Source organism: Alkalihalobacterium sp. APHAB7, assembly GCF_048323755.1.
GTDB lineage: Bacteria > Bacillota > Bacilli > Bacillales > Bacillaceae_F > Alkalihalobacterium.
In genome coordinates this window covers 179,051-202,441 of the sequence record NZ_JBLWFS010000005.1, presented here as the reverse complement: position 1 = coordinate 202,441, position 23,391 = coordinate 179,051, and the positions used below count along the sequence as shown (strand labels likewise).

Here is a 23,391-nt window from a genome sequence, read left to right as displayed (position 1 = left end):
ATAAGAGATTAGCTAACTTTGGGCTAATCTCTTGTGTCCAACATTACAACAAAGTACATGCTTAGTATAAAATTGAACCGCCGTATACGGAACCGTACGTACGGTGGTGTGAGAGGTCGGAGGTTAATCACCTCCTCCTACTCGATATTAATCTCATCGTATAAAAATACATAGTTAAGAGTTTATTTAATATGAAAATACTGAATTTTTTATGAGTTTCCCAAAATTCTATAAAAAAAAACTGGAACATTTTCATATTTTGTTGAATAACGCTGAATATTGTTTTATGATAGAAGTCGTTGTTATTATATTACATTAGCACTATAAAAATACAGTTAATTACACGGAGTAATGATTAAAGTAATGGGTCTTAAGGTTTATGAAGTGAAAGGGTGGATAACTTGAAAAGAAATCAACGTAATGAAAAAGAAATGGTAAAGAAGCACCGTTTTAATCTCCAAGTAAAATTAACTGCAATCATTGTCGTATTGTTAACTCTAATTATATCACTTCGAACAATTTTCCTAGGTTTTGCTAATATGTATTTTGAAAACTTATTTTTCTTAAATATTCTCTCAGCTGGGGTAAGTATCGTTTTAGCGTCATTTGGAGCTTTTATCATCATTCGACTTGTGATAAAAAAGCCTCTAGATCAATTAACAGAACTAGCTTATGCCTTTCTAGAAAATGATTATTCAAAACGAGTAAAATTAACAACGAAGGATGAGTTCCAACAGTTAGGTGAGGTTTTCAATATTACTGCCTCTCGGTTTGAAGAAATGGTAAGAGAACTTCAAAAGGCCAGTAAAATTGTAGATACTCAAGCGAATGATATGAAAGTAGCTATAGAAGAAACACTTTCCTCATCTCAACTTATTGCCGAGAGTACGGAACAGGTATCTGGGGGCTCAGAACAAATGGCCGATGAGGTAAGTGGAATTGTAGAAGAAATTAGTGATATTAATTCTTCTATACAACAGGTTGCATCAAGTATGGAAGCTGTAGATAAAAGGACTTCACAGGTGACTAATTTAGTTGCGTTAGGATATGAATCTATCCACTCATCGATTGAAAAAGCTGAAGTAACTAAAGTTAAAGTGAATGAAACTATAAAAAGTGTTACTACTCTACAAGAAAAATCCGAGTTAATTACCAATATCATTGAGATCATTAATAGTATTTCTGAACAAACTAATTTATTGGCGTTAAATGCTGCCATTGAAGCTGCAAGGGCCGGTGAAGCGGGTAAAGGATTTGTTGTGGTTGCTGAGGAAGTTAGAAAGCTTGCCAATCAGTCGAAAGAATCAACCGTAAAAATACAGGATTTAATAAATGAAATTCAAAGTGGTATTAAAGTAATCGTCGAAGCAACAAACCAGAGTGGAAATGAAGTGGAGATGATGGTTGAGCAGGTTAAGAGTACAGAGGGAACGATTAATGATATTAATGCATCCACATTAGATATAAATGGACAAACAGAAGAAATTAATAAATTTATTAAAGATTTAACTACAAGCAGCAACTTAGTGCAACAATCGGTTACAAATACAGGAGCATTTATCGAGGAATCTAGGGCTAGTACCGAAGAGGTGGCCGCATCAGCTGAACAACTCACTTCCACGATGAAGCAATTAACTAATATGAGTACAAAGTTACAACAGTTGTCTAGCGGTTTAAATCAAGTAGTAGATAATTTTAACGTTGCTAAAAGCTAACTTCAAAAAAGAAAAAAATTAAAATATTGATATAGGCAAACTACACCGAAAGAGTAGGACGCAAAGCTATGGGTCTAAGGTTTTTACTATGATCGCCAGGCTGCCAAAAGGAAATGCATTCCATTAATAGAACTGTGATTTTGGCTATTCATTTTATTTGAATAGTCTTTTTTATTGGGAATTGGTGAATAAAATAATATACAATCGTGGGGGTTATCATGGAAGTTACTGTATCTCAATTTGACGAACTAATGAAGGAAAACGATTTTTACCACTTTATTCAGCCGATTTACAATATCCAATCTTGGAAAAAGTATGGTTATGAAGTTTTACTACGTTCTAATTTAGGAGCGCCGAATCTTTTGTTTGATTACGCCAAACAAAATAACCGACTGTATGAATTAGATACCGGGTCGATTGAAAAAGTCTTTACGTCTGATGACATTGTAAATTCTGTAAAATCTGAACTGTTGTTTATAAATATTTTTCCGTCAACATTGCTTAATCCGATGTTTCCAATGTTTATTCTTGATTTAAAAAATCAAACAAAGTTATCTTGCAAACAAGTGGTATTTGAAATTAATGAGTCTGAGGTTGTATCGAATATCATTACTTTAAAAGAACGAATTGAAATGTTGAAAGAATATGGCTTTTTAATCGCGATAGATGATTTAGGAAATGGATGGTCATCACTAAGTCAAATTATTGAATTAAGGCCCCATTTTGCAAAGCTAGATAGATATTTTTCATTAAAATTATCTAGTTCTCTTGATAAACAAGCGATGATACAAGCTTTAGTCACATATTGTCAGTTAAATAACATTCAGTTGATTTTAGAAGGCCTGGAATACGAAATTGACTTAGCATCGGCAAAAGTATTAGGAGTACCAATGGGTCAAGGTTATTTATTAGGAAGACCTGAAAGTGCTTAATTAATATTTGTAAACGATTAATGATTAAGATAAGGAAGGTAAATTGTAATGCCAAGAGGGAGAAAGAGACAATTTGAACACTTAGAGAATGAGTGGCTTCGACTTTATAATGAAGAGGGAATGAATTTTTCACAAATAGCCCAAAAACATGGTGTGCAAGTTGAGACTGTTTCTAAATATATAAAAGATAAAATCACTGTAACTAACAACTTTGCTTATAATGAATATCTGAATGATTGGATTAAAAATTATCAATCTGGAAAGAGGATATGTGATATTGCTAAGTCGTATAAAGTAAGCAAAACAGTTGTGAGGAGGTATATTTACAATGGCATAATCCCTGTTATTAATGACCTCAAATGGAATTGGGTTTCATTGTATAAAAAAGGTCATTCATTACGGGGAATTGGCCAAATATATAATATACATCCTAAAATTGTTCGAAATACAATCGAAAGTGAGGTTGCCATTCCTTGTATTAATCAAAGAAAAACCTATGACCATTTAATTGAAAATTGGATCAAAAGTTATGAGGAAGGGCTATCTTTTGAAAGTATTGCTAAAAAGTACGATGTAAGTTCTAACACTGTTTATAAAAATATTTGTAATAGAGTTGAAATCCGTAGAAAATTGACTAAAACAGAAACAATAAAACAATGGGTTCCGATATGGCAAGAACTTTATAATGATAAAGGATATACTCAACAGGAAATAGCCCAAAAATATAAGGTGGCAGTTTCAACCGTTTCTAATAATCTACGGTAGAAGGTGGCATAGAGGTGCCTGGCACCTCTATTGCATGACAACCTATTGCAAGTAGATTTGGATATCTAACGACTCGACTTGTGAAGTGAGTAGTTCTTCGTATTCTTGATGAGCTAAATAGTTTATTTCTGCATCGACTGCAGTCGGGTGCTCGTCTCTCACTTTATCAATCATATCTTGTTGGACCTTCTGCGACAAAACGATGAGTTGGTACTGATTTTGTTGCTTCTCCCAAAATCGGTCTTCACCGTATTGTTGAATGAGTTCAATGGCAACAGGTTCATTGGTCAATTCATCTTTTGCCTTAGCGATTTCACGAGCTACTTCTTCTTGTGTCGTGATATGTCCTTTTTCAATTGCTAACAGGGCAACAGCACGAAGTCGAATAATTTGTGTCAACAATGTATTAACATTTCCAGCTTCTATTTCTTGGGCCTCCCAAAATTTTAAAGCTTCCTCTAATTCTTTTCCTTCATACCGTTCTTTATCATTTTTACGGTAAAGAGCGATTTGTAAGACATTTATAAAATGGTAAAATTCGAGATCTTCTCCTAATATCTCCTCGCCATTAATCGTTGATATAACTCCTTCTATGTTTTGTTCAGGTGGGTGAGGACTTTCTTTATGTGCCATTTCGGATGGAATTTCAAACGTTAATAAATGTTCAAAGGTTTGTACACCATTAGACATTGTCAGTTGTGAGAGCCATTCTCCAGCCATCGGTAAATGTAAATTTACTTCATAAACTCCATTATTAATTTCTGTAAATTTGTGTTCAATGACCCCATGATCCATTCGTACCATCTCAAAGACTCCTGTGATAACGAGTCCTGTAAGTGGGTCACCATTGTCAGATATATAAATTTGGAGGATATCCTCTTTATGCTGAGGTTCATGTTCAATAATAGTTTCAATTCCTGAACTTGCAGTTGAGCTGCATCCGGTAAAGATTAAGAGGAGAAAGAGTAATCCGATTATTTTTTTCATTTTGTGTTTCCTCCAAAAGGTATGTGATTTGAAAACTCTTCAACGGTATACTTCGTAATTTTTTTATCCTCTAAGTAAGCAATGTGAGAGCAAATTTGTCTGATTTCATCCATATGGTGAGAAGATAATAAAATTGTTTTATTCTGTAAGGATTTTAAAATTTGAAGAATTTCTTCTCGTCCCATTGGATCAAGGCCGCTCGTCGGTTCATCCAAAATTAAGATCTCAGTATCGTAATAGAGCATAATGCCTAATCCTAAACGTTGTAACATTCCTTTAGAATAGCTTTTTACGGGCATTGTTCGTGCTTCAAGTAAGTTGACTTGCTGTAACACGTCCGTTACTTTTTGTTCATCGAGTTCCTTTTCTGCTAGGGAAGCAAAGAAATGCATATTCTCCTCACCTGTTAATTGTGGGTACAACTGAAACTTTTCTGGTAAGTAAGCGACCTTCTTCTTCCACCCGGTTTTTTTATTAGAGATCCCTCCGAGGTGGACCTTACCTTGTTTCATAGGTAGAAGTCCGAGAATGATATGAATTAACGTTGATTTACCTGCTCCATTTCGACCGACTAAGGCACAAAGTTCATTTTGTTGGACTTCCAAACTAATATCCTCCAAAATTTTTGTTTGTTTGTAGCTATGGGTTACTTGCTCTACTGTAATCATTGTCTGTCCCCCTTATTTCGTAAAAAGACGGCTAGTTCAAAGGATACGACCATCCAAATGATGAGGTTGCTGATGAAGAAAAGTGATGGCGACATCCAGACCACTTTTTCCATCAAACGAGACATGTACTCTAATGAAAAGACTCCCAACGAAGTTTCCAAGAAAAACTTTAGCGTATGAAGAGGATCAAGAAAGTAAAAAACAGAAAAAATGGTTACGTTGGAATACGTGACATAAGGTAAGGCATAAAGAAAAATTAGGTCAACTAAAAATATAAAGAAAAACCAGATGAATGTATTGGCACCAACTAGTTGCATGCGGGTGTTGCAAAGACTTCCCATAAGAAATCCAATTTGGTTAAAAATTAATAATAAGGCAGAAATCGAAATTAAGAAGTAGAGAAAATCGATGCTATTAAATGATAAAAATAGTTTCATAGGTATAGCAAAGATAATGTACCAACTAATGAAAACGCCTAACGTTATCCCGTGTATAGCAAAACTTTTCTTTAAAAGAAAACTACGGTACGACTCTTTTTTCGTCATGAGGATCATTAACGTCTTTAGTTCTTTCTCTTGCATAATCGTAAATGAGGCTAAAAACAAACTTAATAAAGGAATTAAGAAAACTTGCATTTCATAAAGAGATAGTAAAAAGACTTGAAATCCATGTTCGATCGGAAAACTTCGAGCTTCCAACAGTAATAAAATAGACAAGATCATCACGATTCCAAGAGCTAACCAAAGCCCTTTTGCTCGTGATAGCTCTTTCCACTCTTTTGCCAAATACATCATCATTTGTTTGTCCTCCTTTTCGAGTACAGTGCAATCCATAGGAGTATTAAAGGAGCGGTAACCCAAGCTAGACGAAGGCTCGTATCCTGCTGTATTAACGGATGTTCATCGACAACCATCACTTCATCTTTATGGATTAATTGATTCATCTTTTCGTATACAGAAATCGTCGGGCTATTTAAAAAAAGGTAGACGAGTTCATTTTCTTGAATTAGACGGTAAAGAGACGAGCTATATTTCAATGGAGTATCCCCAATTCCATTTTGATCTAAATCGAGTAATGGCATATTAGGACCCCAATTATTTCCGCGATGATGTTCACTCCAGTTCGTTTCGGGTACTCCGCCGACAGTAATAACGGAGGCGACATTTTTCAAAAAGGAATTCTCGGTAAAGGTTTGGTTTTTTGAACTTGCCCAAAGTTCTACACCAATTTGATTTTGTATAATATTATTTTTTTCAATGCGGTTATTTTGTGACTGATCAATAAAGAATGCGCGTTGGTTTTGGAAAAACTCATTCTCTGTAATGACATTATCGTTGGCTGATTGTAGAAGTAACCCAAATGAACGAGTACTTTGGTTTAACGAAAATTCGTTATTGGCGATCAGATTATTTCTCGAATTCATAATGGCAGCGCCACCAGTATTAAAACTAAACTGATTGTTCATAAATTGGTTGTCATCCGAATACATGAAATGTAATCCGTATCTTGTATGTGTTAATTTGTTATTTTTCACTTCGTTTTCATTCGAGTAATCAAAGAACAGCCCATCTCTTGTCCCTGTGACGATATTATCGATAAATTGATTGCGGTTCGAATACGAAACGTGAATTCCATTGCCTTGACCGTGAATCGCGTTATTCCCTTGACCGCTCACAAATACAGCTTCAATGAGATTATCGTGAGCTTGGCTAAGATAGACACCGTGGTAGGCATCGGTAATCGTTATATTTTTCACAACATTATGGTCGGTATGAACTTTTATTGCTGAAAACTCTTCTTCTGAATTTAAGGAGAAGCTACTATTTTGAACTGACACATTTTCAATTTGAACATTTTCTGCAATAATCGAAATCACGTTTCCTGTGCCGTCACCGCGAATCACCGTTTCTCTTGACCCAATAAGGGTAAGTGGCTTTGTAATGACGATGTTTCCATGGTAGACTTGATCAGCTAGTTCGATAACGCCATGTTCTGGAGCACTCTCAATTATTTTTTGCAGGTCATCTTGGGCAAATGTGAAAGTATGTCCGATAACAGAAAATAAGAGCAGGAACAAAGCCACTTTTTTTACCATTACTTTCTCTCCTTCCAAAGAGGATACAAGATGAGTAAAAAGGCAAAGCCAATTAAATAAGACCCAAAACTAAAGGAACTATGCGTTACAAAATTAGCTAACGTGTTTTCTCCAATCACTGGAGGAACAAACGGGTCAATCGTGATCGGTGCTTTGGGGTCTAGCTCGGTTCCGAACTTCGTTAATGTTTGTTGCAGATGATAGAGTCCGTAAGTACCAAAAGCTAGGAAGAGACTAATAAGGCCATAAAGCCACTTTTTGTTCTGTAATAATGCGACAATTACCGTAAACACCGCTAATCCACCTATGATATAAGGTAAAAACTGCAACTCTGGAAAGGTAGAATCACTAAAGTTTGCCATGCCAATATAATGATTGAGGCTATTGATAATCTGAATTTCACCAACTAATTTGTAAGGGTAGACCAGGATATTTAACCCTTCTTGATATTGGGGAGCGTAAAATTTCATTCCCCACCAAGGTAAAAAGATTGAGATAACGATACATCCGGCAGCTATTAGTAAACTAACAACGGAGGGAAAAGATAGTTTATTATTCATAAAGTTCACCTCACTAAAAGAAGTGGAAAGGGTATTGCTACAATACCCTTTCGCCTGTTATTCCTTTGGTTTGACTAGTAGGTATCCAGTCATTTCTTGGTGTAGTGCTGAACAGAAGTTTGTGCAATAAATCGGGAATACGCCTGGTTTATCGGCGACAAATGTGAGTGATTTCGTTTGGCCAGGCATTTGTTCAAAGTTCAAGTTATAGTCCATAATACCAAGTCCGTGAACGATATCTTGATCAAAGTCCGTGTTTGTAATATGAAGGGTGACTGTATCACCTTCGTTTACCTCGATGACATCAGGACGGTCTGCAGCTGCATCAAAGATAAATTTCGAACGCATTGAAATACCGTAAACAGAAACGTGATCTCCATCTCGCTCAATACGAGTATTCTTTTGGTCATATACAGCATATGGATTGTTTTCATCTTGCTGGTATACATGGAAGGTGTTGATCACATCGCGATGAATCATTTGCCCATAGTGTGGTTCAGGGTTAACAGGTGTAGATGATAAGTGAACCATCTTCTCCCCATTAATATTGAATAAATCCATTGATTCTGGATGCGAAGGTCCAACCGATAAATAGTTGTCTTTTGCAATTTTGTTTAAGGAAACTAAGTAATCACCACGTGGTTTAGCTGTATCACCGTGAGCCGTTACTAAGTGACCTGGTGAATAATAGACATCGTGTCGATCTACGACTTCTCCTGTTTCATAGTCCCATTTTACGACTTCAGAAGAAATAAACATGGTAGTATAAGCATATCCTTTATCATCAAATTGAGTGTGAAGTGGTCCAAGTGCTCCTGGAGGGTCAACTTCACGTTCCATAACAGACTCATAATTTAAGACAGGAATACCATTTCTTTCACTAGAGAAATCTTCATTGGCAATAGCTTCAAAGGCTTTTTCAAATGAAAATACGGTCATTGCAGGTGCTAGTTTACCAGAAGCGACAAAGTACTTTCCATCTGGACTAACGTCGACACCATGAGGAGATTTGGCAACAGGGACTAGATAAATGCCACCTTTATGTTTTTCTGGATAAATCATTTTTTGTCCGTCAAATTCCTCGTATTCACCATTCTCAATCTTTTGTTCTAACTCTTCCCAGTTAAATAAGACGATGTAATCACGGTCCGCTTGAGAAGCGTTAATTTCTAAATTTGTTGTTGCTTCTTCGGTGTTATACGTTGTAATAACGGCCCATTTACCAGAAAGTCCTTTACCTGCTCTTGCCTTATCATAAGACCAAGGGGGGAGGGAGACTTGATAAGCAATATCTAACTTTTGTTCTTCTTCATCGAAAGTCACAGCAGACATGACGCCACGATACGTCTCACTGTATTCATCAAGTGAAGCAAATTCATTCCCCATCGGAACAGCAAAGCGTGTTGGTAAGAATAAGTATTCAGTGTTTTCTGTAACGAATGCTGCACAATGTGGTCCACCGCTATTTGGTACTTTTAACATATCGACCGTATGGAAATCAGCTAAGTCAAGGGCAGCTACACGGTTATTTGCTACGTCGGTAGCAAAAAGAAACTTTCCGTCATAATCACCATCTGTCTCGGAAAAGGCAGGGTGATGGAGATCGCCCCACGTATAGTCGCCTAGCATTTCACGTGTATAGTCATCAAAACCATATCCTGTCGCAGGATCTGGTGTAAAGACAGGGACTGTCCGAATATGGCGCATAGATGGAACACCATAAATGAATAGCTGTCCGGAGTGTCCGCCGGAATTGAATAAGTAATAATCATCTAATTCTCCATGAGGTACATATACTTGTTCAGCTTTACTTTTGACACTCGCTGATGTTGTTGGAGTTGTTGTATTAAAGTCGGCAAAAAATACAGTTGCAGCTAAAACTCCAGATACTAAACCAGCAACCCCAGGAAATATAATCTTTTTCACACGAATCACCCCCAAATTATTGTTCAGACGCTTCTTTCAAAATAGCAACGATGGCTTCAATTTCTTCATCAGACATTGGATTACCGCTAACAACACTACTCATTACAGCAGAAGTAGGTTCTTTTAAGTATTCATCCAGTGGTTTCCCGTGCTTTCCTTCTACATTTAGATATGAGTTGGTCAAGTCGGGTCCTGTAACTCCACCATCTAACCCTAATCCTGAAACGGCATGACAAGTTAAACAACTAAAGTTGTTTAATGTTTCTCCAGCCAGCGAATCAACAGTTGCTGACATTTCTTCAGCGATCTCAACAGCATCCATTTGATCTTGGCCCGTTTCTTCTGATTGTTCATGCTGAATTTCCGCCTCTTTTTCCGGTTGAAAAACTAGATAGCCTCCTCCAAAGGCGATTGCAAAAGTAAGGACAAAAGTAAGTATTGAGCTTTTCATTTTGTGGCTCCTTTCTATCTTTTTTATAGAAAGGACTGAGCCTATTCTATTATTCTTCCAATCAAGGTAATTTTAGGATCATTCCTTTCTAATGATTTTATGATAGATTGTGTAAAATTTTGGAGTTGTGATGAATATCACACTTCACAAATCGTTCACGAATTTCATTCACTATCTTGGCTTGGATATAATAAATAGGAAGGAAGGCTAAAAGAAAAGCTATACAATATAAAAAAGTGATTTTTTTCACGCCCCACTAAACATCTCTTCGATACAATGAATAAAAAAGCAAAGAGGGTAATGGACAGTGAGTAAAAAAGAAATGAAAACTTTATTAAAAAATGTCACATTATTTAAAGAGTTATCGGATCAAGAGCTCGATCCAGTGATTGAAATTGCTCTTCCTCGAGAGTTTAGAGAGCGTGAAATTTTGTTCATGCAAGGGGAACCGTTAGACCGAGTTTTCTTTATTCATAAGGGGAAAGTTAAGATCTATAAAACAGATGTAAGTGGGAAAGAACAAATTGTTTCGATCTTACAAAATGGAGACATGTTTCCTCATGCAGGTTTTTTTCGAACAGGGAATTATCCAGCTCATGCTGAAGTGATGGAGGATGCTACGTTACTCGTTATTCCGATTATCGAATTTGAACGTTTACTACTTACGCGTCCTGATATTTGTATGAAGTTATTTCGTGTCATGGGGGAGAAAATCATCGACTTACAAAATCGTCTTGACGAACAAATTTTCCATAATACGTATGAGCAAATCTTGATGTTATTTCTCCGGCTTTCCAAAATGCATGGTCAAAACTACAATGATGGATTGGTAAAATTAACGATTCATTTTACCAACCAAGAACTGGCGAACATGATTGGTACTACAAGAGAAACAGTTAATCGAACGGTAACGAAGCTTAAGAAGAATAACATTGTACAAATGGGTCCAAAAGGATACTTACTTATTTCAACTGATTTAGTAAAGCAAGAACTTCAAATTGATTAGAGGCTCATTTTGTTTATAATGATCCGATTAAAAGTAGACTGAATGATATTCAATCAAAAAACCGTCTCTTAAGCTCGGAAACGACTTTTGAGACAGTTTTTTTTGTTTTTGTGATGTATATCACTTCATCTGCCGGTTGGATTCGTTACACTTAAATCGTAGAACAAACTAAAAAATCCTAATCGGGGGTTATTCATATGGAAACTGTCTTTAATCTTTCAACGAAAACAGGTGAGATAGTTACACGTTTACCGGAAACAAGTACGATTTTAAAAAAATATAAAATTGATTTCTGCTGCGGTGGTAACCGTCCCATTGGTGATGTGATTGCAGAGAAAAACTTAAATGGACCAGACATCTTAGAGCAGTTAAATAGTGCTTTTATTAAATCTTTAGAGAAGCCTAGTGTGACTTGGGATGAAATGACCAACAAGGAATTAATTCATCATATCATCACTACCCACCATCAATTTTTAAATTTGATCCTTCCTGAGCTGAGTCAATTTACTACGAAGGTTTTCCGTGTGCACGGAAATCATTGCCCGGAACTAGCTCAAGTTCATAAATTGTTTCACAGCTTAAAAATAGACCTTGAACAGCATACGATTGAAGAGGAGAATGTGGTTTTTCCGCTAATTGAGGCTTTTGAAGAACAACTAGCTAAAGAACAAATGCGTGAATTAACAGCTAAAATTGGCGACATGGAAGGTGACCACGAAGGAGCAGGAGACCTCCTTAGAAAACTTCGAGAAGTAACAAACGAATACACAGCTCCAGATTGGGCTTGCATGACGTACCAATTAACTTATCAAAAGCTCGAACAGTTGGAAAGCGACCTGTTCGAACATATTCATCTTGAAAATAATATTCTGTTTCCAAGAGTCTTAAATGAGTTAAAGGAGGTTCAATAAAATGAAAACACAACCATTAGGCTGCATGAGTAGTATGATGCTTAAAGAGATTGACCATTTATGTCCAGGGCTTGAGCAATTGAAAAAGGAGCATGTTCCGCTCACAAGGCAAATGGAGAATTTTTACGAACTTACTCAACTCATGGAAGAAAAGGAGACAGAAGCAACACACGAAAACTTCCAAAAGCTTTATAAGCAAGTCACTCAATTTGTTACAGAACTTGAGCCGCATTCAGAGCGGGAGGAAGGAATTCTTTTTGAAATGGTTGCAGTATACATCGGACGTGAAACGGGACCGATTGCAGTGATGGAATATGAGCATGATCAAGCCAAAAGCCACTTAAGGCAGTTCCTAGAACAAGCTGCTTTAATAGGGGCTGAAACAGATGTTGCTAACATTAGATCGATAGCTGATCATGCAGCAAAAGCGTATTTGATCCTATCAGAGCATTTTATGAAAGAAGAAAATGTCCTCTTTCCACTTGCTGAGCAATTTCTTTCACCTGAGGAAAAACAGGAGCTAGAAGTAAAAATAAAAAGCATAGTATAGTAAAATAAAGGCAGACTCTATGGGTCTGTCTTTTTATTAAAGTTTGGTTTTGCTAACAAAAATGGCTAAAAAGCCAATTAAAATACTGAATAGGCTACATAAGAAGTAAGTAATATTAAAGGGAGCCAAAGGAGGTATAGACAATGAAAATCATAATTGCTCCAGACTCATTCAAAGGTTCCGTTTCTGCAAAAAAATTATGTTCTGCAATTGGGGCAGGGATCCGCCCGATCTTTCCAGAAGCTGAGTTAATTGAACTTCCGATGGCAGACGGCGGGGAAGGAACGATGGAAAACTTAGTTCATGCGACAAATGGATTCATTATAAGTGTGAATGTAACCGACCCATTAGGAAGAAGTATTTCTTCTGCTTACGGAGTGTTGGGCGATGAAAAAACAGCGGTCATTGAAATGGCTCAAGCATCTGGCCTGCCTTTATTAACAGAGCATGAAAGAAATCCTTTAAGGGCGAGCAGTTTCGGGACCGGTGAATTAATCTTACATGCACTAGATCAAGGTTATCGGAAATTTATCATCGGCTTAGGGGGAAGCGCTACAAACGATGGTGGTATCGGGATGCTTCAAGCACTAGGTGTTAAACTTTTTATGAAAAATGGCCAATTGATTAAAAGTGATGTCAGTGATCTGCGTCAACTAGATGAACTAGACTTATCGAGTATAGATCAGCGCCTAACGGAAGCAGAGTTTGTCATAGCGAGCGATGTTAAGAACCCTCTATGTGGTCCGAATGGAGCCTCGCATATCTTTGGTCCACAAAAAGGTGCGACACCAGAAATGGTTGAAATATTGGATGATAGCCTTGATCAATACGGAAAGGTCATCAATGAACGATTTAATATTGATATTCACTCTTTTCCAGGTGCAGGCGCAGCCGGTGGAATGGGGGCGGGTTTAATTTCGTTTCTAGGAGCAAAGGTCATGTCGGGCATTGATACAGTGATAGAAGCAGTTCAATTTGAGAGTCAACTAGAGGACGCATGCCTCGTCATAACCGGTGAAGGAAAGTTAGACGAACAGACCCTTTCTGGCAAGGTAATATCAGGAGTATGTAAAGCGGCTAATCAATATAACATTCCCGTAATCGCAATCTGTGGAAGTAATGAGCTAACGAGTGTTCAGTTAGAGCGATTGGGGGTTGTGGCAGCCTTTCCCATCGTTTCAGGACCTTGTTCGGTAGAGGAGGCGATGACTCAAGCAGAACGGTTAGTTGTACAAAGTGTTGAACAGATTATGAGAGTTTATCGATTAAGTATCGGAAAACAGCAAGATTAACGCTATTATAAAATAATAAAAAAACTGAGTGAGTTCACTCAGTTTTTTGTCGTCCTGCATTTTTTTCGAATCATTTAACTAGGCTTAACCGGCCGAGTTTGTAAATACAGTTCTAGGTCAGGACTATGCCCTTTTACAATGTCATCCACAATAATCCTAGAAAGAATCATGCTATAGACTGTACCGTTATCACCAAAGCCAAACAAGAAGTGACAATTTGGGTATTCATCATATTTTCCGATGATAGGAAGTCCATCATTCGTTCCTCCATAAAAAGCGGTGGCATAATATTCTGGCTCTACTTTTATATCAGGAAAAAGCTTGTTAAATTCAATGATAAGCTTATCTCTCTTACTAATCAATTTACGATCGCGTACTTCAGCGTATGGGGTATTTTCATCTAAACCCCCGATAATAATTCGATTATCCTTTGTTGTACGAATAAAGGTATACGGTCGTGCTGTTTCCCAAATAAGGGTTTTATTGTACCAGGACGAGAAATTATCGACCTCTACAGGTTTTGTTGTGACGATATATGTACTGACAAAAGAAGTTTTCTTTTCTTTTTTGATATCCAGTCCTTCGTAGCCGCAAGCAACAATGACATGACGTGCTTGAATGCTATGATAATTTTTCGTTCGTATCGTAGCCTTTGTTTGTTCGAATTTTTTACCGTTCACTTCGGTATGTTCAAATATTTTTACGCCCTTTTTTGCAGCGTAATCAAATAAATTATGAGTAAATGCAAATGGATTTATTTCTCCGTCGTCATAAGAATAAAGAGCGGCTTCTTTTCTAAAGGGATAGCGTTCTTCAATTTGGTCGGCGTCTAGAAAATCGACTGGAAACTTTTCCTCGACTAATAAGTTGTATTCGTTTTGTAATTTCTGAACGTCTTCTTTATAGCTAGCAAAGTAAAAAGAATCTCTTCTCGTAAATTCAAAATCAATATCTCCAACCGAAGAGGCCTTTTCAATATCATTGATCGCCTGTTTACATAGTTGTAAATGTCTGGAGATATACGGTCTGCCAAAGCTATTGACTAGATCAGAAAACAACCTTTCACCAGAATATTGAATGATAGCTGTATTGGTCGTAGTACTCCCACTACCAATTGTATTCTTCTCAACTACAACGACATTTAAGCCGGAATCTGCTAACAAGTAGGCGCATTGAGCACCAGAACTTCCACCGCCAATAATAAGAACATCACATTCAAGATCTTCTTGCAGAGGTGGATAGGTAGGTGGATTTTTTAATGTAGTCGGCCAATAATACGTACCCGTTTGTAAATTCATGCGGCTTACTCCTTTTATGTTTAGATGTGCCCAAACTCGGTTTCATTTTCTACGTGTATTATTACCAAGCCTAACAAATCCATGCGTAGCATTACTCAACTTGAATAGAAAATGCCTGCTACAATATATTAGTTCTGTCAGAACAGAGCTAATTATTATCAAAAATATCAGCCAGAAAACCTCCATCTTCAAGGAGTGGAACGAGTAAGTGGGGAGGCTGTTACTTTATTGAGCAAGCCTGGAAATTAGGGGACTCAGAGGCCTCTATTGCAGTAAAATAGCGATTTCTATGAGTTTGGCGGACTCAGAAGCCGCTATTTGCTAGTTTTTGAAGTTGATACAGTCGATTTTACGCGAATAAGGTCCTCTCAGTCCGCGAAATTGCAAAATTAGTGATTTTCGACGAAATAACGGCCTGTGAGTCCGCTAAAGTTCGAAATCCCATAATACCAATTTTTTAGAACATAAACCGAACACCTAGTAACGAAAAATCGTTTCAGCTAGGTGTTTTATTTTCCCTAAAATACTAGTTTAAACAAGTATTATATTAATGATGTAAATAAAAATAAGTAATAAAGAGGTATATTACCATTAAATTTAGTTGTTTAAACAAATAAATTTAATAAAAGCCATTGACAATGATTATCAGTTGATAATATACTGTAACAGTGTTAAAGATAATCATTATCAGTTAGATAACGAAAACTGAAAACCCCCCATATTTTCTTTTTTTAACTCTTTAATTGATAATGATTATTACTTCTAGTGAGCAGCATAGAGAGCAGGGGTAGAGAATGAAATTAAGGTATTTATTTTTAGCACTAATTCTATTATCTATCACTTCGTTATTTATCGGTGTAAAAGGAATTAGTCCGTTAGATCTTTTCAACTTAACGGAGGAACAAGCACAAATATTATGGGTAAGTCGGTTTCCGCGCTTAGTGAGTATCATCCTTGCCGGGGTGGGTATGAGTATTTGTGGGCTCATCATGCAGCAACTTACGAGAAATAAGTTTGTTTCCCCAACGACGGCAGGTACATTAGATTCTGCTAGACTAGGGGTCCTAGTGTCTTTGATGCTGTTTGCATCTGCTAGTGCATTTGTGAAAATGCTGGTAGCATTTGCTTTTGCTCTTGTAGGGACTTTAATTTTTATGAAGATCCTTGAAAAGGTGAAGCATAAGGATGTTATTTTTATCCCTTTAGTAGGATTAATGTTTGGTAGCATCATAGGATCGATCACCACATTTTTTGCTTATCGAAATGACTTGATTCAGAATATGTCCTCGTGGCTGCAAGGAAATTTTTCGTTAATTATTAAAGGGCGCTACGAGATTTTATACATAAGTATTCCGCTCATGATTATTGCTTACCTCTATGCGAATCGTTTTACAGTTGCAGGTATGGGGGAAGAGTTTTCAGTTAATCTCGGTCTTAATTATAAGAAGGTCGTGAATATTGGTTTAATCCTTGTTGCTGCTGTTACTTCCGTCGTTCTTTTGACAGTTGGGATGATCCCATTCTTAGGGCTGATTATTCCAAATATAGTAAGTATCTACAATGGAGATAACTTAAAGAAGAACCTGCCTCATACGGCATTACTCGGTGCAGTATTCGTTTTAATCTGTGATATTTTAGGTCGAGTTATAATTTTTCCGTATGAAATACCAATAGGAACTACGGTTGGGGTAATCGGAAGTGCGATTTTCCTTTACTTGCTAATGAGGAGAAAAGCCTATGAGTAATAAAACAAAATTAATCATACTTTTTATATTATCACTTGTGTTTACGGCTTTATTTATCTTTTATAACCTAAATTTCAATAGTAACTTAGAATACATTTTACCAAGACGTGGAGCTAAAATTTTAGCGATTATTGTAACTGGTGCAGCTATTGCGTTTTCAACCGTCGTTTTCCAAACGATAACGAACAATAGAATTTTAACCCCAAGTATTATAGGGTTTGATTCACTGTATTTACTCATTCAAACGTTTTTAATCTTTGTTTTTGGATCTGCTAGTTTTCTAGTTATGAATAAACAGGTTAACTTTTTTCTATCTGTTTTGATTATGATGGCGTTTGCTGGAGTATTTTACTACATATTGTTCAAGCGAGAAGGAGTAAGAAATATATATTTCTTACTCCTCGTAGGGATTGTACTTGGAACATTGTTTTCTAGCATCTCAACGTTCATGCAGGTCTTAATTGATCCAAATGAATTTCTTATTGTTCAAGATCGAATGTTTGCTAGCTTTAATAACGTAAACACTAATATTTTTGGGATTGCGATCGGCTTATTTATTCTAGTGACGATTTATTTTTGGAGATATTTGAAGTATCTAGATGTCCTTTCACTAGGTAGAGATACTGCAGTCAATCTAGGTGTCGATTATGACCATGTGGTAAAGAGGCTTCTAATTCTAGTGGCCATTCTCGTTTCTATTTCAACCGCATTAGTAGGTCCAATCTTATTCCTAGGCTTACTTGTCGCCAATGTTACGTATGAATTTCTGAAAACACATAAGCACTCTTACCTTATTACCGGTGCGATGTTAATTAGTATTGTTGCTCTTGTCAGTGGTCAGTTTTTAGTTGAACGAGTATTTGCTTTCTCTGTACCCATCAGCGTAATCATCAACTTTATTGGTGGTGTGTACTTTATTTACTTACTTTTAAGGGGGAATAAATCATGGTAGTTGTAAAAGGCGTTTCAAAAAAATATGGAAATAAAAATGTCGTAGAAGATGTTTCCGTAGATATTGAAAAAGGAACAATTACTTCGTTTATCGGACCGAATGGAGCGGGAAAAAGTACACTCATATCGATGATTAGCCGGTTGATTGCGAAGGACTGTGGTCTGATTAGCATTGATGATAAGGAACTGAGCGAATGCAAAAGTGAGGACCTAGCGAAGAAAATTTCAATACTTAAGCAATCCAATCACCTCAATATACGTTTAACTGTACGTGACCTTGTGGCTTTTGGAAGATTTCCTTATTCAAAAGGCAACCTGACAAAAGAAGATTGGCAGCATGTGGATCAGGCCATCGAATATATGGAGCTTGGTGAGATGGAAAATAAGTTTCTCGACCAACTAAGTGGAGGCCAGCGCCAACGAGCGTTTATCGCGATGGTTATTGCGCAGGATACTGAATATGTTTTACTCGATGAGCCACTGAATAACTTAGATATGAAGCATTCTGTACAAATCATGCAGGTGTTACGCAGATTAGTAGATGAGCTCGGGAAAACAGTCGTAATTGTTATTCATGATATAAACTTTGCATCCTGTTACTCGGATCATATCGTAGCTCTTAAAGATGGGAAAATTGTCAGAAAGGGTACTACACCTGAGATTATTAACCCAGAGGCACTAAAAGAAATTTATGATATGGATATTCACATCGAGAACATTAATCAAAATCGCATTTGTGTGTATTTTTAGGTAGAGATAGCAATTAGTGGTTAGTAGTTAGCGAAGAGTTAAAAACAAATCTATAAACACTGAACCATGGGTAATTCGTTGTTTTGATCGTTTCCTAAAATAGCCTGATCAACTATTTTATCAAAGAAGTATCAAAATAACATTACAATATATATTAAAACTAAGGAGAAATGATCGATGAAAAAGAATGCACTATTACTATTCTTAGCACTTGTACTAATGTTTGTTTTAGCTGCTTGCGGTGGACAGCAAACAGGAGGAAATGAGTCAACTGAACCAGCTGAAGAGACAGAAGTAACAGAAACAGAAGCAACAGAAGTAACAGCGGAGCCAACTGAGCTTACTTTTGAACATCAATTAGGTGAGGTTACAGTATCTGTTAATCCTGAGAAAGTTGTCGTATTTGACTTTGGAGTACTAGATTCACTTGATAAATTAGGCGTAGAGGTTACTGCATTACCACAAGCTAATGTTCCTCCATACTTAGCAAAATATGAAGATGCAAAATACGAGAATATCGGTTCATTAAAAGAGCCGGATTTTGAAAAAATTGCTGAAATTAATCCAGATCTGATCATCATTTCTGGAAGACAACTTGATTTATATGATGAATTATCAAAGCTTGGGCCAACGATTTTTATGGGAGTAGATAATACAAATTATATGGAGTCTTTCACTCATAACATGGAAGTGCTTGGACAAATTTTTGCTAAGGAAGAAGCAGTTGCTGCTGAATTATCAGTAATTAACGAAGCAATTGCAGGTATTAACGAAAAAGCTGCTGACGCAGGAAAAGCTTTAATTATTTTAGCGAACGAAGGAAATATTAGTGCATACGGACCAGGTTCACGTTTTGGTATTATCCATGATGTGCTTGGTGTAGAAGCTGTAGATGAAGGTATAGAAGTTTCAACTCATGGTATGAACGTATCGTTTGAATACCTTGTGGAGAAAGATCCTGACTTGTTATTTGTAGTCGATCGTAACGCAGTTGTAGCAGGTGAAGCGGCTGCTCAAGATACGATTGAAAATGAGTTAGTTCAAGAAACAAAAGCTTATCAAAATGGAAACATCATATATCTTGATCCAAACTATTGGTACCTTTCTGGAGGCGGGTTAGTTTCTGTTTCTGAAATGGTCAAGGCGATCGAAGCAGCAATTCAATAATGAGAGAAAGCCCTGTTTTTTCACCTGATAAAACAGGTCTTTTCTCCGAAGAATAGAGGGAGGAATTTTAATATGGTTATTCAAACAAGAACAATTACCGTTCAACCGGGCTATAGCGACCAAGTGGTAGAGCGTTTTTCACAAGATAGTCCAATCGACACAATGGACGGACTGATTGATCGAACGGTCATGGTTAATCGAAAAAAGAAAGACCAAGAAGAGGTCATCTTCATGGTCCGTTGGGAATCATTAGAAGCATGGAAGAATTGGGAGAAAAGTGACGTCCATATCCAAGGCCATAAGAACAACAAAGGAAAAACCAAGCCCGAATATATCCTTGATATAAATGTGAATATGTATGAGGTAAAGGCAGTTAAGAAACAAGAAGCTTAAATAGACTGAAGTAACTCATAGTAGCATCTATATAGTTATTGCAAAATGAAAACGCGAAAAGAAATGAGTGAATCAGAATGGAGAAAGTGGAGCAGTATATTGAGTCAACGTTTCATACGAATGAAGCTTTTTTAGAAGAAATTAAAGCATCCATTATGGAACGAGGAATGCCATCGATATCGGTTTCGCCGAATGCCGGAAAGCTCCTGACCATGCTAGTAGCTATTTCAGGTGCAAAGGAGATCCTTGAAATCGGTGCACTAGGTGGCTATAGTGGAACTTGTTTGGCAAGAGGCTTAGATGACCAAGGGCGTTTAACATCACTTGAGCTTGAAGAAGAATATGGAAAACTTGCACACGCGAATTTAACAAAGGCTGGCCTAGGCAAGAAGGTTACATATATAATCGGGGAAGCATTAACGAGCTTAGAAACGCTAGTGAACGAACAGAAGAAGTATGATTTTTTCTTTATCGACGCAGATAAAGAAAACTATGAAAATTACCTCGAATACTGCAAAAAACTAGCTGCACCCCATGCTTTAATTGTAACGGACAACGTACTTGCAGGCGGCAGTGTGGCAGACGAGACTCTTAAACGTAGAAAATATACCGACTCAATGAAGAAATTTAATGAAGTCGTGGCCAATCATCCTTGATTGGAATCACTTCTGATTCCAATCGGTGATGGGTTGACCCTTTCTAGAGTGAAGGGATAACTTTAAGGAAAAACACTCTAATTTTCAGCTGTGAGTTCACTTTTACATTCTGGTAAAAACGATATTTATGTTCTTGCAAAAGCGTTAGAAATGTTCAGCTCTTATAGACTTTATCATTTCGATATTATTTATAAAAAGTTAAAAAATTGGACAGTCACTATTTAGTGACTGTTCAATTTTTTGTGAATTTGAAAGACTTTTTTAAAGGATGTTTTTTAGGGTGAATAAGTTAGTATCACTATGACTAAAGTAGTAGAAAACTCGACAAAGTTGTGAAGTGTGAGATTCATCACATATTATTTGAGTTCTCATAGATAAAATAGTCCTATATAGAAATGTGATTACTGGAAATTAGTAATTGTGTTGATGTTTAGGGGAGGAGAACGCAATGAATTTAAAAAACAAACTACTATTTACTTTTTTGTTACTCCTAATTATTCCATCACTAGTTATAGGAACAATATCCTATCAATCTGCCAAAAGTTCATTAGAGAATCAAATGATGGATGGAGCAATGGAAAATACTAATATAGTTAATCAAAAAGTTGATGAAATGGTTTCAAGTAAAATGGCAGAAGTTGATTTTTTATCAAAATTAATTAGTCAAGAACTATATGATGGTTGGGAAAGTCATAAAGTACGACAAATATTAGATGATTATGTAGTAAATCATCCTGAACTTGACTTTGCTTACTTAGGTACGTTTGAAGGAGAGATGATTCGTCAGCCAAATCCTGGACCAGAGTCAGAAGGCTTTGATCCTCGAACTCGACCATGGTATGAAGGTGCGATGGCTGATACAAGTGCTGTGAGCATTACCGAACCATACATAGCCATTTCAACAGGACGGATGGTTGTCACTTTTTCGAAGGCAACTAGTGATTTATCAGGAGTTATTGGATTACAAATGGATTTAACTGATTTTCAAGATATTATATCAACCATTACTATAGGTGAAGAAGGTTTCGTCTTTATTCTTGATGAAAACAACGTGCCTGTAGTACACCCAGAACTTGAAATTGGTGAACCGTTGGAAGCGGACTGGGGCGTAAATATTCTAGCTAGTGATCGTGGTCAATTTGATTATGTAAACCTTCATGGTCAAATTATGAGAAGTAACTTTGTCACAAATGAACTAACAGGGTGGACAATTGGAAGTACAATAAGTGAAGAAGAAATTGAACGTAGTGCAGCTCCTATCTTTAATATTACTTTGATTGTCATTATTGCTGCTATTATTGTAGGGGTAGCACTTGCATACTTTGTTATTAAATCAATTACAAGACCGTTAGACCACTTAAAAGAGATATCTGAAAAAGTAAGTAATGGGAATTTATCTGTACGTGCAGATATTCGTTCTAAAGATGAAATTGGTATCGTTGGTTCTAGTTTTAATAGAATGTTAGATTCTTTTAGTTCTATTCTCAACTCTGTTGGTGATTCATCAAATCATCTATCTAGTTCAGCACAACAACTAACAGCGAGCGCTGAACAGACAACACTAGGAACGGAATCTGTTTCTAATTCGATGGAGGATATTTCTCAAGGTTTAGATGAACAGGTAAAAATGGTGGATGAACTTTCAGATACTATGAAGAATATGAATGAAAGAATATGTAATGTAGTTGAGCATGCAGAGTCCTCTTCTACTCAGGCAAATTTTGCTTCGGAGAAATCATCTGAAGGAGAGCAATCAATCCTAACTGCAGTTAAGAAAATGGGTGATATCAGTGAATCTGTTCAAGGATTAGGAGACTCGATATCTGAATTAGGTCAATATTCTCAAGAAATCGGGCAAATCATTAGTGTTATTACGAATATATCAGAACAGACAAATTTGCTTGCACTCAATGCTGCTATTGAATCAGCCCGTGCAGGGGAACATGGAAAAGGATTTTCTGTCGTGGCTTCAGAAGTTCGCAAATTAGCTGAACTGTCAGCTACTAATGCGAAACAAATTACAAGTCTTATTCGAACGATTCAAAGTAAGACGGATGAGGCGATAAAAGCTAATGAGAAGACGACAGGTGAGGTGAAGGAAGGAATCCTAAGCGTCAATAATGCGGGGCAGTTATTCGAGGAGATTCAAGATGCAGCACATAAAGTAGCTAAGCAAGTTAAAGAGGTTTCTATTTTGTCTAATTCAATTTCTCAGGACTCTTTACGTACGGTAGAAGTTGTAGATGAGTTTTCAAAGATTGCACAAAGTAGTATGGCAAGTATAGAAAAAATTTCAGCAGCTTCTGAAGAACAATTGGCTTCAATGGAGGAAATTACATCATCCGCTAATTCCTTATCAAATTTAGCCGATGAGCTTCAGGACGAATTTCGAAAATATAAAGCATAAGTAGTAAAGTAAAAAAGTATTGTTTCGCTGTATTGAAACAATACTTTTTCTTATGGAAACATCTGAGCGAAAGTTTACACGTTTAAAAGCAGCCATGATGCTTATACATTATGATTGTTAGTTGAATCACAATTTCCTTACAAATACTTCACCGTTACCATATCGT

The 23,391-nt window shown here is 36.7% G+C and carries 22 protein-coding genes and 1 riboswitch; of the genes, 14 read left to right on the top strand and 8 right to left on the bottom strand.

All coding sequences use genetic code 11. The features are described from left to right. The first annotated feature begins 401 nt into the window (after window positions 1-401). From ACNSTQ_RS07890 to ACNSTQ_RS07880, 3 genes are all read left to right on the top strand, one after another. Complete coding sequence (locus ACNSTQ_RS07890) at window positions 402-1,715, top strand: methyl-accepting chemotaxis protein (protein ID WP_418199308.1); 1,314 nt, start codon at window positions 402-404, stop codon at window positions 1,713-1,715. A 24-nt stretch (window positions 1,716-1,739) separates the two neighbouring features. Then, a riboswitch (cyclic di-GMP riboswitch) is annotated at window positions 1,740-1,823 on the top strand. Window positions 1,824-1,933: 110 nt separating this feature from the next. Then, window positions 1,934-2,647: an EAL domain-containing protein gene (locus tag ACNSTQ_RS07885; RefSeq protein ID WP_418199307.1), complete on the top strand. Its 714-nt coding sequence runs from the start codon at window positions 1,934-1,936 to the stop codon at window positions 2,645-2,647. 48 nt (window positions 2,648-2,695) lie between these two features. Continuing rightward, window positions 2,696-3,412 carry a hypothetical protein gene (locus ACNSTQ_RS07880; RefSeq protein WP_418199306.1) on the top strand — a complete coding sequence of 239 codons (717 nt, stop codon included), beginning with the start codon at window positions 2,696-2,698 and terminating at the stop codon, window positions 3,410-3,412. A 42-nt stretch (window positions 3,413-3,454) separates the two neighbouring features. Here the strand turns inward: ACNSTQ_RS07880 and ACNSTQ_RS07875 are convergent, their stop codons facing one another. The 7 genes from ACNSTQ_RS07875 to ACNSTQ_RS07845 are packed head-to-tail and all read right to left on the bottom strand — an operon-like array spanning window position 3,455 to window position 10,099. After that, window positions 3,455-4,399 (bottom strand): FixH family protein, encoded by a 945-nt coding sequence (locus tag ACNSTQ_RS07875; protein ID WP_418199305.1) that lies wholly within the window; start codon window positions 4,397-4,399, stop codon window positions 3,455-3,457. Continuing rightward, window positions 4,396-5,067, bottom strand: coding sequence for an ABC transporter ATP-binding protein (locus tag ACNSTQ_RS07870; RefSeq protein ID WP_418199304.1), 672 nt, complete (start codon window positions 5,065-5,067; stop codon window positions 4,396-4,398). The genes ACNSTQ_RS07875 and ACNSTQ_RS07870 overlap by 4 nt, the downstream gene beginning before the upstream one ends. Beyond that, window positions 5,064-5,864: a copper ABC transporter permease gene (locus tag ACNSTQ_RS07865; protein ID WP_418199303.1), complete on the bottom strand. Its 801-nt coding sequence runs from the start codon at window positions 5,862-5,864 to the stop codon at window positions 5,064-5,066. The genes ACNSTQ_RS07870 and ACNSTQ_RS07865 overlap by 4 nt, the downstream gene beginning before the upstream one ends. Next, the gene (gene nosD, locus ACNSTQ_RS07860; RefSeq protein WP_418199302.1) at window positions 5,861-7,162 is read right to left on the bottom strand and encodes a nitrous oxide reductase family maturation protein NosD; all 1,302 of its coding nucleotides are present in this window, start codon (window positions 7,160-7,162) and stop codon (window positions 5,861-5,863) included. The genes ACNSTQ_RS07865 and nosD overlap by 4 nt, the downstream gene beginning before the upstream one ends. Continuing rightward, window positions 7,162-7,722 (bottom strand): hypothetical protein, encoded by a 561-nt coding sequence (locus tag ACNSTQ_RS07855; RefSeq protein WP_418199301.1) that lies wholly within the window; start codon window positions 7,720-7,722, stop codon window positions 7,162-7,164. Before ACNSTQ_RS07855 ends, nosD begins: the two co-directional genes overlap by 1 nt. A 57-nt stretch (window positions 7,723-7,779) precedes the next feature. Continuing rightward, the gene (gene nosZ, locus ACNSTQ_RS07850; protein ID WP_418199300.1) at window positions 7,780-9,648 is read right to left on the bottom strand and encodes a Sec-dependent nitrous-oxide reductase; all 1,869 of its coding nucleotides are present in this window, start codon (window positions 9,646-9,648) and stop codon (window positions 7,780-7,782) included. 16 nt (window positions 9,649-9,664) lie between these two features. Continuing rightward, on the bottom strand, window positions 9,665-10,099 hold the full coding sequence (locus tag ACNSTQ_RS07845) for a c-type cytochrome (RefSeq protein ID WP_418199299.1): 435 nt from the start codon (window positions 10,097-10,099) through the stop codon (window positions 9,665-9,667). A 322-nt stretch (window positions 10,100-10,421) separates the two neighbouring features. Here ACNSTQ_RS07845 and ACNSTQ_RS07840 point away from each other — a divergent pair, with 322 nt between their 5' ends. The 4 genes from ACNSTQ_RS07840 (at window position 10,422) to ACNSTQ_RS07825 (ending at window position 13,858) form a co-directional block, all read left to right on the top strand. Then, window positions 10,422-11,105, top strand: a complete 684-nt coding sequence (locus ACNSTQ_RS07840; RefSeq protein ID WP_418199313.1) for a Crp/Fnr family transcriptional regulator — start codon at window positions 10,422-10,424, stop codon at window positions 11,103-11,105. A 197-nt stretch (window positions 11,106-11,302) separates the two neighbouring features. Further along, entirely contained in the window at window positions 11,303-12,016 is a 714-nt protein-coding gene (gene ric / locus ACNSTQ_RS07835) for an iron-sulfur cluster repair di-iron protein (RefSeq protein WP_418199298.1), read from the top strand. A gap of 1 nt (window position 12,017) precedes the next feature. Next, window positions 12,018-12,566 carry a hemerythrin domain-containing protein gene (locus tag ACNSTQ_RS07830; protein ID WP_418199297.1) on the top strand — a complete coding sequence of 183 codons (549 nt, stop codon included), beginning with the start codon at window positions 12,018-12,020 and terminating at the stop codon, window positions 12,564-12,566. A gap of 143 nt (window positions 12,567-12,709) precedes the next feature. After that, window positions 12,710-13,858: a glycerate kinase gene (locus ACNSTQ_RS07825; protein WP_418199296.1), complete on the top strand. Its 1,149-nt coding sequence runs from the start codon at window positions 12,710-12,712 to the stop codon at window positions 13,856-13,858. A gap of 74 nt (window positions 13,859-13,932) precedes the next feature. Here ACNSTQ_RS07825 and ACNSTQ_RS07820 read toward each other — a convergent pair whose 3' ends face one another. After that, window positions 13,933-15,156, bottom strand: a complete 1,224-nt coding sequence (locus ACNSTQ_RS07820) for an NAD(P)/FAD-dependent oxidoreductase (protein ID WP_418199295.1) — start codon at window positions 15,154-15,156, stop codon at window positions 13,933-13,935. Between the two features lie 794 nt (window positions 15,157-15,950). Here ACNSTQ_RS07820 and ACNSTQ_RS07815 point away from each other — a divergent pair. The 7 genes from ACNSTQ_RS07815 (at window position 15,951) to ACNSTQ_RS07785 (ending at window position 23,225) form a co-directional block, all read left to right on the top strand. Beyond that, window positions 15,951-16,901: an ABC transporter permease gene (locus tag ACNSTQ_RS07815; protein WP_418199294.1), complete on the top strand. Its 951-nt coding sequence runs from the start codon at window positions 15,951-15,953 to the stop codon at window positions 16,899-16,901. Further along, window positions 16,894-17,853 (top strand): iron chelate uptake ABC transporter family permease subunit, encoded by a 960-nt coding sequence (locus ACNSTQ_RS07810; RefSeq protein ID WP_418199293.1) that lies wholly within the window; start codon window positions 16,894-16,896, stop codon window positions 17,851-17,853. Before ACNSTQ_RS07815 ends, ACNSTQ_RS07810 begins: the two co-directional genes overlap by 8 nt. After that, the gene (locus tag ACNSTQ_RS07805) at window positions 17,847-18,602 is read left to right on the top strand and encodes an ABC transporter ATP-binding protein (protein WP_418199292.1); all 756 of its coding nucleotides are present in this window, start codon (window positions 17,847-17,849) and stop codon (window positions 18,600-18,602) included. Before ACNSTQ_RS07810 ends, ACNSTQ_RS07805 begins: the two co-directional genes overlap by 7 nt. A 177-nt stretch (window positions 18,603-18,779) precedes the next feature. Next, the gene (locus ACNSTQ_RS07800; protein ID WP_418199291.1) at window positions 18,780-19,769 is read left to right on the top strand and encodes a siderophore ABC transporter substrate-binding protein; all 990 of its coding nucleotides are present in this window, start codon (window positions 18,780-18,782) and stop codon (window positions 19,767-19,769) included. Window positions 19,770-19,841: 72 nt separating this feature from the next. Beyond that, window positions 19,842-20,162, top strand: a complete 321-nt coding sequence (locus ACNSTQ_RS07795; protein WP_418199290.1) for an antibiotic biosynthesis monooxygenase — start codon at window positions 19,842-19,844, stop codon at window positions 20,160-20,162. Between the two features lie 77 nt (window positions 20,163-20,239). Then, complete coding sequence (locus ACNSTQ_RS07790) at window positions 20,240-20,818, top strand: O-methyltransferase (protein WP_418199289.1); 579 nt, start codon at window positions 20,240-20,242, stop codon at window positions 20,816-20,818. A gap of 448 nt (window positions 20,819-21,266) precedes the next feature. After that, the gene (locus tag ACNSTQ_RS07785; RefSeq protein WP_418199288.1) at window positions 21,267-23,225 is read left to right on the top strand and encodes a methyl-accepting chemotaxis protein; all 1,959 of its coding nucleotides are present in this window, start codon (window positions 21,267-21,269) and stop codon (window positions 23,223-23,225) included. Window positions 23,226-23,391: the final 166 nt, after the last annotated feature.

Excerpts from the sequence above, each read along its gene's own strand:
- ACNSTQ_RS07885 (WP_418199307.1), top strand. The coding sequence starts at position 1,934 with ATGGAAGTTACTGTATCTCAATTTGACGAACTAATGAAGGAAAACGAT.
- ACNSTQ_RS07880 (WP_418199306.1), top strand. The coding sequence starts at position 2,696 with ATGCCAAGAGGGAGAAAGAGACAATTTGAACACTTAGAGAATGAGTGG.
- ACNSTQ_RS07875 (WP_418199305.1), bottom strand. The coding sequence starts at position 4,399 with ATGAAAAAAATAATCGGATTACTCTTTCTCCTCTTAATCTTTACCGGA.
- ACNSTQ_RS07870 (WP_418199304.1), bottom strand. The coding sequence starts at position 5,067 with ATGATTACAGTAGAGCAAGTAACCCATAGCTACAAACAAACAAAAATT.
- ACNSTQ_RS07865 (WP_418199303.1), bottom strand. The coding sequence starts at position 5,864 with ATGATGATGTATTTGGCAAAAGAGTGGAAAGAGCTATCACGAGCAAAA.
- nosD (WP_418199302.1), bottom strand. The coding sequence starts at position 7,162 with ATGGTAAAAAAAGTGGCTTTGTTCCTGCTCTTATTTTCTGTTATCGGA.
- ACNSTQ_RS07855 (WP_418199301.1), bottom strand. The coding sequence starts at position 7,722 with ATGAATAATAAACTATCTTTTCCCTCCGTTGTTAGTTTACTAATAGCT.
- ACNSTQ_RS07845 (WP_418199299.1), bottom strand. The coding sequence starts at position 10,099 with ATGAAAAGCTCAATACTTACTTTTGTCCTTACTTTTGCAATCGCCTTT.
- ACNSTQ_RS07840 (WP_418199313.1), top strand. The coding sequence starts at position 10,422 with ATGAAAACTTTATTAAAAAATGTCACATTATTTAAAGAGTTATCGGAT.
- ric (WP_418199298.1), top strand. The coding sequence starts at position 11,303 with ATGGAAACTGTCTTTAATCTTTCAACGAAAACAGGTGAGATAGTTACA.
- ACNSTQ_RS07830 (WP_418199297.1), top strand. The coding sequence starts at position 12,018 with ATGAAAACACAACCATTAGGCTGCATGAGTAGTATGATGCTTAAAGAG.
- ACNSTQ_RS07825 (WP_418199296.1), top strand. The coding sequence starts at position 12,710 with ATGAAAATCATAATTGCTCCAGACTCATTCAAAGGTTCCGTTTCTGCA.
- ACNSTQ_RS07820 (WP_418199295.1), bottom strand. The coding sequence starts at position 15,156 with ATGAATTTACAAACGGGTACGTATTATTGGCCGACTACATTAAAAAAT.
- ACNSTQ_RS07815 (WP_418199294.1), top strand. The coding sequence starts at position 15,951 with ATGAAATTAAGGTATTTATTTTTAGCACTAATTCTATTATCTATCACT.
- ACNSTQ_RS07810 (WP_418199293.1), top strand. The coding sequence starts at position 16,894 with ATGAGTAATAAAACAAAATTAATCATACTTTTTATATTATCACTTGTG.
- ACNSTQ_RS07805 (WP_418199292.1), top strand. The coding sequence starts at position 17,847 with ATGGTAGTTGTAAAAGGCGTTTCAAAAAAATATGGAAATAAAAATGTC.
- ACNSTQ_RS07800 (WP_418199291.1), top strand. The coding sequence starts at position 18,780 with ATGAAAAAGAATGCACTATTACTATTCTTAGCACTTGTACTAATGTTT.
- ACNSTQ_RS07795 (WP_418199290.1), top strand. The coding sequence starts at position 19,842 with ATGGTTATTCAAACAAGAACAATTACCGTTCAACCGGGCTATAGCGAC.
- ACNSTQ_RS07790 (WP_418199289.1), top strand. The coding sequence starts at position 20,240 with ATGGAGAAAGTGGAGCAGTATATTGAGTCAACGTTTCATACGAATGAA.
- ACNSTQ_RS07785 (WP_418199288.1), top strand. The coding sequence starts at position 21,267 with ATGAATTTAAAAAACAAACTACTATTTACTTTTTTGTTACTCCTAATT.